General features: G+C 70.3%; 11 protein-coding genes and 2 pseudogenes. 4 read left to right on the top strand and 9 right to left on the bottom strand.

Annotated features, from left to right (window positions below):
* Nucleotides 1–174 precede the first annotated feature (174 nt).
* The gene (locus tag ACIRDU_RS07565; protein WP_403575772.1) at nucleotides 175–918 is read right to left on the bottom strand and encodes an amino acid ABC transporter ATP-binding protein; all 744 of its coding nucleotides are present in this window, start codon (nucleotides 916–918) and stop codon (nucleotides 175–177) included.
* A 140-nt stretch (nucleotides 919–1058) separates the two neighbouring features.
* The gene (locus ACIRDU_RS07560; RefSeq protein ID WP_403575770.1) at nucleotides 1059–1466 is read right to left on the bottom strand and encodes a DUF6278 family protein; all 408 of its coding nucleotides are present in this window, start codon (nucleotides 1464–1466) and stop codon (nucleotides 1059–1061) included.
* A gap of 220 nt (nucleotides 1467–1686) precedes the next feature.
* On the opposite strand from ACIRDU_RS07560, the gene ACIRDU_RS07555 reads away from it, so the two are divergent.
* Complete coding sequence (locus ACIRDU_RS07555) at nucleotides 1687–3468, top strand: GDSL-type esterase/lipase family protein (protein WP_403575768.1); 1782 nt, start codon at nucleotides 1687–1689, stop codon at nucleotides 3466–3468.
* On the opposite strand, the gene ACIRDU_RS07550 is transcribed toward ACIRDU_RS07555, so the two are convergent.
* The 4 genes and pseudogenes from ACIRDU_RS07550 to ACIRDU_RS07535 form a co-directional block, all read right to left on the bottom strand.
* Nucleotides 3465–4244, bottom strand: a complete 780-nt coding sequence (locus ACIRDU_RS07550; RefSeq protein ID WP_403575766.1) for an exodeoxyribonuclease III — start codon at nucleotides 4242–4244, stop codon at nucleotides 3465–3467. The genes ACIRDU_RS07555 and ACIRDU_RS07550 overlap by 4 nt on opposite strands.
* A 54-nt stretch (nucleotides 4245–4298) precedes the next feature.
* On the bottom strand, nucleotides 4299–4934 hold the full coding sequence (locus ACIRDU_RS07545) for an MBL fold metallo-hydrolase (protein ID WP_403575764.1): 636 nt from the start codon (nucleotides 4932–4934) through the stop codon (nucleotides 4299–4301).
* A gap of 33 nt (nucleotides 4935–4967) precedes the next feature.
* Nucleotides 4968–6275 carry a 4-carboxymuconolactone decarboxylase gene (gene pcaC / locus ACIRDU_RS07540; protein ID WP_403575762.1) on the bottom strand — a complete coding sequence of 436 codons (1308 nt, stop codon included), beginning with the start codon at nucleotides 6273–6275 and terminating at the stop codon, nucleotides 4968–4970.
* Nucleotides 6272–6532, bottom strand: a pseudogene (locus ACIRDU_RS07535) (transposase); the annotation flags it as partial. The pseudogene ACIRDU_RS07535 and the gene pcaC, both read right to left, overlap by 4 nt.
* A gap of 83 nt (nucleotides 6533–6615) precedes the next feature.
* On the opposite strand from ACIRDU_RS07535, the gene ACIRDU_RS07530 reads away from it, so the two are divergent.
* Entirely contained in the window at nucleotides 6616–8301 is a 1686-nt protein-coding gene (locus tag ACIRDU_RS07530) for a ribonuclease J (protein ID WP_403575760.1), read from the top strand.
* A 237-nt stretch (nucleotides 8302–8538) separates the two neighbouring features.
* Complete coding sequence (locus ACIRDU_RS07525) at nucleotides 8539–9777, top strand: PP2C family protein-serine/threonine phosphatase (RefSeq protein ID WP_403575758.1); 1239 nt, start codon at nucleotides 8539–8541, stop codon at nucleotides 9775–9777.
* A gap of 272 nt (nucleotides 9778–10049) precedes the next feature.
* Here ACIRDU_RS07525 and ACIRDU_RS07520 read toward each other — a convergent pair whose 3' ends face one another.
* A complete protein-coding gene (locus ACIRDU_RS07520; RefSeq protein WP_054230424.1) occupies nucleotides 10050–10253 on the bottom strand; it encodes a cold-shock protein in 204 nt (67 codons plus the stop codon).
* A gap of 241 nt (nucleotides 10254–10494) precedes the next feature.
* A complete protein-coding gene (locus ACIRDU_RS07515; protein WP_403575756.1) occupies nucleotides 10495–10833 on the bottom strand; it encodes a MerR family transcriptional regulator in 339 nt (112 codons plus the stop codon).
* A gap of 829 nt (nucleotides 10834–11662) precedes the next feature.
* Between ACIRDU_RS07515 and ACIRDU_RS07510 the strand changes: the two are divergent.
* Nucleotides 11663–11878, top strand: a pseudogene (locus ACIRDU_RS07510) (hypothetical protein); the annotation flags it as partial.
* A gap of 86 nt (nucleotides 11879–11964) precedes the next feature.
* On the opposite strand, the gene ACIRDU_RS07505 reads toward ACIRDU_RS07510, so the two are convergent.
* The gene (locus ACIRDU_RS07505; protein WP_403575754.1) at nucleotides 11965–12279 is read right to left on the bottom strand and encodes an SCO5918 family protein; all 315 of its coding nucleotides are present in this window, start codon (nucleotides 12277–12279) and stop codon (nucleotides 11965–11967) included.
* Nucleotides 12280–12316 lie beyond the last annotated feature (37 nt).

Genomic DNA, 12316 nt, shown 5'->3' with positions numbered 1-12316 from the left:
GTGGCCTTCGGGTCATGGGGGCCGCACCCGGTGGGAATGCCCCGCGGACCGGGCGGGCGGTCTGCTCACCCCCGGCGGGATCGGTGGCCTTCGGCGAAGTCCCCCTCTCCGACAGGGATGAAGGGCACATCGTAGTCGAGGTCCGATGCGATGAGCCGTCCGGTGCCTGCGCGTTCAGTGCTTGAGGATCTTGGAGAGGAAGTCCTTGGCGCGGTCGCTGCTGGGGTTGGTGAAGAACTCGTCGGGTGTGCGGTCCTCGACGATGCGGCCGTCGGACATGAAGACCACGCGGTTGGCGGCCGAGCGGGCGAAGCCCATCTCGTGCGTGACGACGATCATGGTCATGCCCTCGCGGGCGAGCTGCTTCATGACCTCCAGCACCTCGTTGATCATCTCCGGGTCGAGGGCCGAGGTGGGCTCGTCGAAGAGCATCGCCTTGGGCTCCATGGCCAGGGCGCGGGCGATCGCCACGCGCTGCTGCTGACCGCCGGAGAGCTGCGCCGGGTACTTGTCCGCCTGGTCGGCGACGCCGACCCGGTCGAGGAGTTCCCGGGAGCGCTTGTCGGCGTCCTCCTTGCGGCGCCCGCGGACCTTGACCTGCCCCAGCGAGAGGTTCTCCAGGACGGTCTTGTGGGCGAAGAGGTTGAACGCCTGGAAGACCATGCCGACGTCGGCGCGCAGCCGGGCCAGGGGCTTGCCCTCCTCCGGCAGCAACTGCCCGTCGAGGACGATCTGCCCGGACTCGATGGTCTCCAGGCGGTTGATCGCCCGGCAGAGGGTCGACTTCCCCGACCCGGACGGGCCGATGACCACGACCACCTCCCCCCGGCCGACGGTGAGGTTGATGTCCTGAAGGACATGCAGCTCCCCGAAGTGCTTGTTGACGTCACGCAGCTCGATCAGCGGCTCGACGGCCATACTCAGCCCTACTCACTCTCAGCTGTGTGGTGGTTGCCGCAACGTATCCAGGCAAGATCGGACTTGTCGGGCGACACGCACTTTTCGATCATTAGCCGTATTTACGTCGGACTTTGGGCCAAAGGTTGCCGTCATGGGGATCACGACTCCGCGACCTCGGCGTACAGCTGCGACAGCTCGGGGACCCCGTTCACGGCCCATTCCTGCCCGGAGTCCACGACGTCGAACTCCCGGCCGGAGGCCAGTCGCACGACCGGCTGCCCGTCGGACCGGATCTCCCAGGCGGCTCCCGGCACCGTGCGCACGATGACGGTGCCGAGGTAGAGCCCGGCGTCGTTGCCGAGCCAGGGCAGGGTCTCCTCGTCGTCCCGCCAGCGCGGCACGAGCTGGTCCAGCGCCTCCAGGGAGGCCGCCGAGTCGTCCAGCCGGACGCCCTCCCGGTACGCCTGGGAGCGGAGCAGTTCGCACTCGGCGAGGAGTTCCGCGATGCCCGCGGGGTCGGGGAACCCGACCTTCTGGCGCCGGTTGCCCAGGAAAGGGATGTTCATACGTCCAGCGTGTCATTCGTACCGCCGTACGCACCACAGGGCGCGCGGTACCGCCGATCCCGGTCGAGTTCAGGCCGAGTTCACGCGGCGCGCGTTGACGGCTCACTCCTGTCTCCCTAACTTCACCGTGCGCCTTGCGTCTCCGCCGTCGTTACCTCTTCGGTTCGTCCCTGCGTTTCGTGTTGCCGCGCCCTGTGTCGCTGAGCGGGAGGAGTCGGCCGTGCGCCGATGTGTCCGGGGGATCCTGACCGTCCTGGCCCTGTGCGGATCGCTGGTGCCGGCGGTCTCGGCGCAGTCCGTCGAGAAGGGGCGGGCCGCGCCGGTGCCGCTCGAGCGGCTCTTCGACAACGTGGCCGTCAGCGACGACGGCCGGCCCGAGGAGGCCGACTTCGACGGTTCCGGCGCCTCCCTGTCGGCGCGTGACCTCACGGCCGCGGGCTGGACGCCAGGCCGCGCCCTCACCGTCCAGGGCGCCCGGCTGACCTGGCCGAAGCGGCGGCCCGGCGAGCCGGACAACGTCCGCGCCGCCGGGCAGGACGTCCGGATCACGGGGCGCGGTGACGCCCTCGCCTTCCTGGTGGCGGGCACCGCCGGCACGGCGGTGGGCGGCCCCGGCACGGTCACGTACGCGAACGGCACGCGCTCCGGCTACCGGCTGACCGCGCCCGACTGGCGCACCGGGCCGCTCGCGACGAAGGCGGTGGCCCTGCCGCACCTCAACACGCCGGACGGTCAACTCGCCCAGCAGGCCCGCCTGTACGTCGTGACGGTGCCGCTGGTGCCGGGGCGCGCGGTGACCTCGGTCCGGCTGCCGAACGCGGCCGGGCTGCACGTCTTCGCGGTGTCGGTACGGACCGCCACGCGGGGCTGGACGGGCAGCTGGACGACGGCCACGGGCGGCTACGCCGCAGTGGGGCCGTGGACCGACCGGACGCTGCGGCTGGTCGTGCACACGTCGGCCGGCGGGCCCCGGGTGCGGGTGCGGTTCGACAACACCTTCGCGGCGGCTCCGGTCCGGATCGGGAGCGCGACCGTCGCGGTGCAGGCGTCGGGCGCGGTCTCGCGGGGCACCCCGGCGGCGTTGGCCTTCGGCGGTGCGGCGGGCGTGACGATCCCGGCCGGGGGCCAGGCGTACAGCGATCCGCTCGGTTTCTCCGTACCGGCGGACGCCGATCTGCTGGTGAGCTTCCATCTGCCCGGCACGGTCGCGGCGGCGCCCGTGCACGGGCTCGCGCAGCAGCGTTCCTACGTCAGCGAGCCGGGCGACCACACGGCGGACGGCACCGCCGGGGCGTACACCTCCGTGATCACCCGCTGGCCGCTGCTCGCCGGGGTCGACGTGAGCGGCGGGCCCGGGTCCGTGGTGCTGCTCGGGGACTCGATCACCGACGGCGACAGGTCCACGGTGGACGCGAACCGGCGCTGGCCGAACGTCCTGGCCGGCCGGCTCCTGAAGCAGAGCACCGTCCCGCGCTACGGCGTGCTGAACCTGGGCGTCTCGGGCAACCGGGTGATCACCGACCGGTACCCCGGCGACGGGGTGTCCGCGGACACCGCCGGGGTGAGCGCCCTGCACCGGTTCGACCGGGACGTCCTCGCCCAGCCGTCGGCGCGTACCGCGGTCGTCTTCGAGGGCGTCAACGACCTGCGGTGGGGCACCTCCGCGGAGCGGGTGATCGCGGGGCTGCGCGAACTCGCGGCGCGCGGGCACGCCCGGGGGCTGAGGATGCTCGCGGCGACGATCCTGCCCTGTGAGGGCGAGGCACGGTGCACGGCCGCCGTCGACACCGAGCGGGTCGCGGTGAACGACTGGATCCGCGACGGCGGGGTCTTCGACGGCGTGCTCGACTTCGACGCGGTGGTCCGTGATCCGCAGCGGCCTTCCCGGATGCTCCCCGCGTACGACAGCGGGGACCATCTGCATCCGGGCGACACGGGTCTGGCGGCCCTGGCGGACTCGGTCGACCTGCGGCTGCTCCGGCCCCAGCCGCTCCCCTCCTAGACGTCGAGGTCCACCACGACCGGCGCGTGGTCCGACGCGCCCTTGCCCTTGCGCTCCTCACGGTCCACGTACGCGTCGCTCACGGCCTTGGCGAAGGGCGCGTTGGCGTACACCAGGTCGATGCGCATGCCGCGGTTCTTCGGGAAGGCGAGCTGGCGGTAGTCCCAGTATGTGAACGGGTGCTCGTACTTGAGGGGCCGCGGGACCACGTCGGACAAGCCCGCCTCGCGCAGGGAGGTCAGGGCGGCACGCTCGGCGGGGGTGACGTGGGTGGAGCCCTCGAAGAAGGCGGGGTCGAAGACGTCGTCGTCCGTCGGCGCCACGTTGTAGTCGCCCATCACGGCGAAGGGGCGGCTGCCCGCCGCGTCACCGGCGACGGCGGCCTTGAGGGCCTCGAACCACTGGAGCTTGTAGGCGTAGTGCGGGTGGTCCACCTCACGGCCGTTCGGCACGTAGACCGACCAGACGCGGAGCGGGCCGCAGGTCGCCGAGATGGCGCGGGGCTCCACCGAGCCGTCGAACCCGGGGTCGCCGGGCAGGCCCTTGACGACGTCCTCGATGCCGACGCGGGAGAGCACCGCCACGCCGTTCCACCGGCCGGTGGCGTGGACCGCCGACTCGTAGCCCAGCTCGCGCAGCTGCTCCGACGGGAACTGCTCCTCGGAGACCTTGGCCTCCTGGAGGCACAGCACGTCCGTGCCGCTGCTCTCCAGCCAGGCCAGGAGCCTCGGCAGGCGGGCGGTGATCGAGTTCACGTTCCAGGTCGCGATGCGCATGTCCCACAACCTACCCGGCGGGTCTGACAACGCGGCCGGGTCCCCGGCCGGGGCTCAGACCTCGGCGGAGTCGCCCGGCGTCAGCCGCAGGTGCTCCGAACCACCGAGCTGTCCGATCTGCCGGTCGTAGATCGGGCGGGCGAGATCGGTGAGGTAGGCGTCGTGGATGTCGTAGGCGCGCTGCGGCTTCAGCTCGCGGACGTAGTCGATGACCTCGGAGATCTTGCTCCAGGGGGCCATCACGGGGAGCATCAGCGTCTCGACCGGGTGGCCGGGGACGGTGAGGGCGTCGCCGGGATGGAAGACCCTGCCGCCGTCGACGAGGTAGCCGACGTTGGTGATGCGCGGGATGTCCGGGTGGATCACCGCGTGGAGTTCGCCGTGGACCTGGACGTCGAAGCCGGCGGCGGTGAACGAGTCGCCGTGGCCGACGGTGTGGACACGGCCGGGGAAGGCGGACGAGATCTTCTCCGCGACCGCCTTCAGGGTCCAGATCTCTGCGGCCGGGTTGTTCTCCATCGCGGCGCGCAGCCGGAACTCGTCGAAGTGGTCGGGGTGCTCGTGGGTGACGAGGATCGCGTCCGCGCCGAGCGCGGCGTCCTCCTCGCTGAAGGCGCCGGGGTCGAGGACGAGGGTCCGGCCGTCCTTCTCGAGCCGGACGCAGGCGTGCGACTTCTTCGTGAGCTTCATGGCTCCATCCTGCCTCCGCGCTCTCGCGCGGGCTCACTCCTGGGGCGTGGTCTCCTCGCGGATGACCTGCTGGGCCACCTTGAACGCGCTGTTCGCGGCCGGTACGCCGCAGTAGACGGCCGCCTGGAGCAGCACTTCCTTGATCTCGCCCGGGGTGAGGCCGTTGCGCAGGGCGGCTCTGGTGTGGAAGGCCAGCTCGTCCAGGTGGCCGCCGGCGACCAGGGCGGTGAGGGTGATGCAGCTGCGGGTGCGCCGGTCGAGGCCCGGGCGGTCCCAGATCTCGCCCCAGGCGTAGCGGGTGATGAACTCCTGGAAGTCCCCGGAGAACTCGTCGGCCTGCGCCAGCGCCCGGTCCACGTGCGCGTCGCCCAGCACCTCGCGGCGGACCTTGATCCCGGCGTCGTACGGGTCCGGCCGGCCCTGGGCCTGGGGCGGTACGGCGACCGGGGCGATCTCGGCGACAGGCCCCGTCTGCTGGGGCTGCGGCGGGGCGGGAGACAGGACCGGCTTGAGGGCGGCCGGGGGCAGGACGTTCTGGCCGGTGGAGGTCTCGAAGGCGGGCTGCCAGGCGGTGGAGAAGTGCCGCACGAGGAGGTCGGTGACCGCTCCGGGCTGCTCCACGGGCACCAGGTGGGAGGCGCCGGGAACGACGGCCAGGCGGGCGTCCGGGATGCCGGCGACCAGCGTGCGCGCCTCTGCGGGGCCGGTGACCTGGTCGTCCGATCCCACCAGGACCAGGGTCGGTACGCCGACCCGCCCGAGCTCGGGGCGGACGTCGAACGAGGCGAGCGCCTCGCAGGAGGCGATGTAGCAGCCGGGATCGGTGGTGCGCACCATCTGCACGGCCCACTCGGTGATCGCGGGCTGGGCGGCGGCGAACCCGCCGGTGAACCAGCGCTCGGGCGCGGTACGGGCGATCGGGTCGAGGCCGTTCGTCCGGACGATCACCCCTCGCTGCCGGAACTCGTCGGCCGTGCCGAAGCGGGGCGAGGCCGCGATCAGCGCGAGCGAGGCGAGCCGCTCGGGGTGGCGCAGGGCCAGCTCGATGCCGACGGCGCCGCCGAGCGCACAGCCCGCGTAGCCGAAGCGCTGCACGCCGAGCCCCTCGAGGGTGGCCAGCAGCCGCGTGGTGAGCTCGCCGACCGACCCCGCCGGGTACGCGGGAGCGCCGCCGTGCCCCGGCAGGTCGAACCGGAAGACGCGCCACTGCTTGGTCAGCTCGGGGACCTGGCGGTCCCACATGTGCCATGTGGTACCCAGGGAGGGACCCAGGATCAGGACCGGCGCGTCTTCTGGCCCGTCAAAGCGGTATTGCAGGGTGTTCGGTGGTGTCTCGCTCACCCGTCAGACCCTCTCATCTCTCGCAGACGCCCCAATAACGAGGGGGCGCTGGGTACCGTTGTGACCAGGTTGGTGACTTCTCGGGCATAGCGCTTGGGGCATCGGATGATCTCACGTCGGGTCTTGCCCTCCTGGGTGCGGCGTTCGTAGTACGCGTGGGTGCGCGAGGTCCGACGGCCCGAGGAGTACTCGGTGGGACTGACTCCGCACAGAGCGGCGAAGGACGCCTCGGTGTTCAGCCGCTCGGGGTCGTCTCCCTGGTGATCAGCAAGGTGACGGCGCTGTCCGATCACACAGGGCAACAGATCATCTCGTTCCGATCTGCGGGTACCGTCAAGGTATGAGTCATCCACACCCCGAACTGAAAGCCGCCCCGCCCGTTCCTCAAGGAGGGCTGCGGGTCATCGCCCTGGGCGGCCTGGGTGAGATCGGCCGCAACATGACTGTCTTCGAGCACGAGGGCAAGCTGCTCATCGTCGACTGCGGCGTGCTGTTCCCCGAGGAGACCCAGCCCGGCGTGGACGTGATCCTGCCGGACTTCACCTCGATCCGGGACCGGCTGGACGACGTCGTGGCCGTGGTACTCACCCACGGCCACGAGGACCACATCGGTGGCGTGCCGTACCTGCTGCGCGAGCGGCGCGACATTCCCGTCGTCGGTTCCAAGCTGACGCTGGCGTTCCTGGAGGCCAAGCTCAAGGAACACGGCATCCGGCCGCGCACGGTGCGGGTGCGGGAGGGTGACCGGCGCGGCTTCGGGCCCTTCGACCTCGAGTTCGTGGCGGTCAACCACTCCATCCCGGACAGCCTCGCGGTCGCGATCCGCACCGGCGCCGGACTGGTGCTGCACACCGGCGACTTCAAGATGGACCAGTTCCCCCTCGACGACCGCATCACCGATCTGCGCGCCTTCGCCCGCCTCGGCGAGGAGGGCGTCGACCTGTTCCTCACCGACTCCACCAACGCCGAAGTGCCCGGATTCACCACCTCCGAGCGTGAGCTGAACCCGGCGATCGAGCAGGTGATGCGCACCGCGCCGCGCCGGGTCATCGTCTCCAGCTTCGCCAGCCATGTGCACCGCATCCAGCAGGTCCTGGACGCCGCGCACCAGCACGGCCGCAAAGTCGCCTTCGTCGGCCGATCGATGGTCCGCAACATGGGCATCGCCCGCGACCTCGGCTACCTCAAGGTGCCGTCCGGTCTGGTCGTGAGCACGAAGGAACTGGAGAAGCTCCCGGACCACAAGATCACTCTGGTGTGCACCGGCTCCCAGGGCGAACCGATGGCCGCGCTGTCACGAATGGCCAACCGCGACCACATGATCCGCATCGGCAAGGGCGACACGGTCCTGCTCGCCAGCTCCCTCATCCCCGGCAACGAGAACGCCATCTACCGGGTGATCAACGGACTCACCCGGTGGGGCGCCCACGTGGTCCACAAGGGCAACGCCAAGGTGCACGTCTCCGGTCACGCCAGCGCCGGCGAACTCGTCTACTGCTACAACATCGTCAAACCCCGCAACGTCATGCCCGTGCACGGCGAATGGCGCCACCTGCGGGCCAACGGCGACCTCGCCATCCGTACCGGCGTCGACCCCGGCCGGGTCGTCATCGCCGAGGACGGCGTCGTCGTCGACCTCGTCGACGGGCGCGCGTCCATCACCGGCAAGGTCCCCGCCGGCAACGTCTACGTGGACGGCATGGAAGTCGGCGGCGCCACCGAGGCCTCCCTCAAGGACCGCCTCACCCTCGCAGAGGAAGGCGTCGTCACGGTGGTGGCGATCGTCGATGCCGACACCGGCGCCCTCGCGGAGGCCCCCGACTTCCTGGCCCGCGGCTTCGTCCACGACGACACCACCTTCGAGCCGGTCATCCCCGTCATCGAGAAGACCCTGGCCACCGCGGCCGAGGAAGGCGTCGGGGACGCCCACCAACTCGAACAACTTGTCGCCCGCGCCGTGGCGAACTGGGCGTTCCGCACCCACCGTCGCAAGCCCCTCATCATCCCCGTCATCATCGACGCCTGAACCACGGCCCGGCAGCACAGTCCCCGGTTCCGGTCGCGGTCTCGCCGGCATCGCGGCCGGGCACAGGTGCCCTAGCATCTGCCCGGCACCGGGCTTGGCGCGGCCCCTCGCGCCGCCGGGACGGAATCCCTGAGCACCAGCGAGCGGCAAGGAGTCACGGTGACCGTAGGCGAGCCTGACGGGGACGGTGAGCCGACCAGTCGTACTCCGGAGAACGGGCGGGGCCGGGGCAGGAGGATGACTTTGGCGGGGACGCTGGCGGCGGCGGAGACCGCGGCGCCAGTGGAGTCGCTCGACGTGGTCGCGCGCTTGCTCAAGGAGCGCCTCGGGGCCGCGTCGGTGTCGTTCCTGATCACCGACTTCACCGGCGGCTCGGTGGTGCGGCTCGGGGCGGCGGGCAGTGTCGAGACCGATGAACCGGCCCGGCGCATCACGCTGCGCGGCACCTTGTACGACGATGTGATCCGCACTCAGCGGCCGAGCGTGGAGGACAGGGGCGAGGGCACGCTGGTGCGGATCGTCGCCCCGGTGACCAACCGCGGGGACGCCATCGGGCTCCTCGAACTGTTCTTGCCCTCGGCGCCGGACGCGGAGGTGATGCGGGAGATCGGCGAGACCGCGCACGCGCTGGCGTACATCGTCATCGCGAACCGGTCCTATACCGACGTGTACCAGTGGGGCCGCCGTACCGTCCCGCTGAGCCTGGCCGCGGAGATCCAGCACCGGCTGCTGCCATCGTCACTGGCGTGTGAGGCGGCGCAGTTCGCGGTGGCAGGGGCGCTGGAGCCAGCCGACCACGTGGGGGGTGACACCTTCGACTACGTGATCGACCGGGACACCGTCCAGCTCTCCGTCACCGATGCCATGGGTCACGACGTCGACGCCGCGCTGCTGGCCACCCTCCTGGTGGGCGCGCTGCGCCGGGCCCGACGGGCCGGCGCCGGCCTGGCCGAACAGGCTCGCCAGGCCGACCAGGCCATGCGCGAGCACGGCCGCCAGGGCTACGTCACCGGTCAGCTTCTGCGGATCAGCCTGATCGACGGCGCGACCGAGTTCATCAACGCCGGGCATCCCTGGCCGCTGCGGATGCGGGACGGACAGGTGCGGGAGATCGCTCCGAAGATCGATATGCCGTTCGGCTTCCCTGCCCCTCACAGCTACCGGGTCCAGTCGCTGGACCTGCGGCCGGGCGACCGGCTGGTGATGTTGACCGACGGCATGCTGGAGCGCAACGCGGACAGCCTCGATCTGCCCGACCTGATCGTGCGCACCCGCGCGCTGCATCCCCGCGAGGCCGCCCGCACCCTCATCGCGGCGATCGTCGACGCCAACCACGGTCACTTGCAGGACGACGCGACGGTCATGTGCCTGGACTGGCAGGGCGTCGGCCACTCCCGACGGGACGCCGACACCGGTGCCGACCTCACCGACGCCTCCGCCCCGTCGCGGACGAGACAGACCACTCCCGGACCATGACTCGGGCCTTCTCCGGTCCCCCGCTTCTGCCGGCCCTGTCCAGACCACCACACCGGTGAAGAGCAGGTAGCACAGGCCCTTCACGTCGGTTCGGGCCGAGGCCGCACCCGCCTCCGCCTCAACAGATCAGGGGCCGCGCAGCAATGGCTGCGCGGCCCCTGTCTGTGCACGCCCGGCACTGGAGCAGGCACTTCGCCTGGTGGGCGGCCGAGCCCGCACGGGCGGCGCTCACCGGACGCAGTGTGCGCGATCCCGGGGGCAGGCCTGCGAGGTCAGGCCAGGTTGATGTTCTCGGCCTGCGGGCCCTTCTGGCCCTGGGTGACGTCGAACGTCACGAGCTGGCCCTCCTGGAGCTCACGAAAGCCCGAGGAGTTGATCGCGGAGTAGTGCGCGAAGACGTCCGGGCCGCCTCCGTCCTGGGCGATGAAGCCGAAGCCCTTCTCCGCGTTGAACCACTTCACAGTTCCCGTTGCCATGTCGTATGCCTTCCAGTCGATGAACGCCTCCCGCTCCATGCGGAAGGCGGAGGTGATCGCCCTGGTTCCTGCGGCACAGCACAGCGAAACGCCCACACCAAAGGCGCGGGCAGGGGGAATTCCGAACCACGACAGCTGACACAGAACGCTACACGCCCACACGCCACGTCACCATAGGAAACGAACACCGCACGGCAGACCGTGCGTGCGGTGCCCGCCGAAGCGGGCGGGCACGCTCATCTCATGCCGCTGCGGTCGGGTTCGCTGATTCGGTGGCGCGGCGGTATTCGGCGTTGAGGCGCTGGGCTTCCTCGAGCTGGTCTTCGAGGATGATGATGCGGCAGGCGGCCTCGATGGGGGTGCCGTGGTCGACGAGTTCCCGGGCGCGGGCGGCGATGCGCAGCTGGTAGCGAGAGTAGCGGCGGTGGCCGCCTGCGGAGCGGAGTGGGGTGATGAGGCGGGCTTCGCCGATGGCACGGAGGAAGCTCTGCGTGGTGCCGAGCATCTCGGCGGCCCGACCCATGGTGTAGGCGGGGTAGTCGTCGTCATCGAGACGGCCGTACGAGTCGTCTGCTGTCATCGCACCTCTCTGTGGAACGTGTGGAGGGGCCCTGGTGCCGTACGGCACCAGGGCCCCGAAGGAACTGCTACACCATCTGCCGGCCCTGATACTGCACCGGCCCTCTGTTTCCGCAGACCCGACCGAGATGCTGTCGGGGGCGCGGGGATCGCGGTTGCTTGACCGGAGACCACCTCACTATCGATGTCCTGCGGTACCCGGGGCCAAGACTTCCGCCCGGGCGATCCTGATGGCGCTCGGCTCCTCCGTTCTTCCCTCTTGATCAACTACTCACTGACGGGAACCGCGTACTACTGGTACTGCTGGTGGCCTCGAACAGCGCCACTCTTCGGCAGCCAGCCCCGTCGCCCATCCTGCGTCTGCCCTGGCTCAGAACCCCACTGCCGAACTTCCCGGCACGCGCGCCCGCAGCCGACGCCTTTACCGAGGACCTACTGACTACTCACTGCTGGTACTGCGGACTGCACTTACGGAACTATTGCTGCACTACGGCGGCCCCTGATCACTGCGGGCCACCCGGTCCGATGGTCAGTCCCGTCACCGTCCTGCAACCGCTCTGGCTTCGGAACTCCACCACCGCACCGTCCTGCGAACTGCAACTGCTGTACTACTGCCCGGCAGTTCATCTCTGCCGGGCCTCGCTCGATCTCGGCTACGAGAGAAACCATAACCACACCACCATCCAATGTCTACTGCGGCTGGCATAGATTTCCGTGCGGTCGAAGATGAGGTAATCCGCCTCGAGTGCTCCATGGATGGACGGACGTTTCCATCCGTTACGCCCCGCAGGTCGGCCGGTGACGGGCCTGGCACGCGGACTGCTGCACGGTCGGATGTGCTGAGAGATTCCGCCCACGTGGGTCAGTTCGCCGCCGTCTTCGACGCCCCCGCGAAGGAGGACGGGCCGCCCACGCATCGGCGCTCCCATCTCGCTCGGATCCTGCAGGGCACGGTGGGGATCCCGGAGACGGGCGGGATGTACCGGGTTGAGATCGAGGACGTCAGCGCCTGGAGCGTGGGCGACTTCAGCTGTTCCGACCACTGAGCGACGGCGACGGGAATCCGCTGCACGCAGTTGGGCCCGACCGGCGTACCGGTCGGGCCCAACTGCTGGTCAGATGTCGTGCCTGTTTACCCGGTCAGACCGTCACGGGGGGTGCCCAGCATCGCGGAGGCGTGCTGTGAGCCGAGGATGCCCGAAGGCGCGGCCTTGGGGAGGGCGCGGCAGGTGAAGCCGAGCTGTGCCATGGCCCGCAGGACTTCGGCGGCGCTGAAGTCACGGCGGTCCTGGCGGGTGACGATCTGGCCGACTTGCTTGACGGGGTAGTGGCGGCGGCCGATGGTCACGGATTCGCCGGTGACCGGTTCCGGCTTGACGCCCTTCATCGATTCCAGCACGCCGCCCTTGGTGAGCTCGAAGGGGAAGCGGGCGATGACGCAGCGCATGTGGCCTCACAGGGAGAAGGGGAGAACGGTCAAACCG

It is taken from the genome of Streptomyces sp. NPDC093598, from assembly GCF_044764825.1.
Taxonomy (GTDB): domain Bacteria; phylum Actinomycetota; class Actinomycetes; order Streptomycetales; family Streptomycetaceae; genus Streptomyces.
The sequence above is the reverse complement of the archived record's forward strand: the minus strand, read 5'-3'. Positions and strand labels throughout refer to the sequence as shown.

Bases quoted from the DNA above. Each gene is read 5' to 3' on its own strand.
- ACIRDU_RS07545 (WP_403575764.1), bottom strand. From the start codon at position 4,934: ATGAAGCTCACGAAGAAGTCGCACGCCTGCGTCCGGCTCGAGAAGGAC.
- ACIRDU_RS07505 (WP_403575754.1), bottom strand. From the start codon at position 12,279: ATGCGCTGCGTCATCGCCCGCTTCCCCTTCGAGCTCACCAAGGGCGGC.
- ACIRDU_RS07530 (WP_403575760.1), top strand. From the start codon at position 6,616: ATGAGTCATCCACACCCCGAACTGAAAGCCGCCCCGCCCGTTCCTCAA.
- ACIRDU_RS07515 (WP_403575756.1), bottom strand. From the start codon at position 10,833: ATGACAGCAGACGACTCGTACGGCCGTCTCGATGACGACGACTACCCC.
- ACIRDU_RS07520 (WP_054230424.1), bottom strand. From the start codon at position 10,253: ATGGCAACGGGAACTGTGAAGTGGTTCAACGCGGAGAAGGGCTTCGGC.
- ACIRDU_RS07550 (WP_403575766.1), bottom strand. From the start codon at position 4,244: ATGCGCATCGCGACCTGGAACGTGAACTCGATCACCGCCCGCCTGCCG.
- ACIRDU_RS07560 (WP_403575770.1), bottom strand. From the start codon at position 1,466: ATGAACATCCCTTTCCTGGGCAACCGGCGCCAGAAGGTCGGGTTCCCC.
- ACIRDU_RS07565 (WP_403575772.1), bottom strand. From the start codon at position 918: ATGGCCGTCGAGCCGCTGATCGAGCTGCGTGACGTCAACAAGCACTTC.
- ACIRDU_RS07525 (WP_403575758.1), top strand. From the start codon at position 8,539: ATGACTTTGGCGGGGACGCTGGCGGCGGCGGAGACCGCGGCGCCAGTG.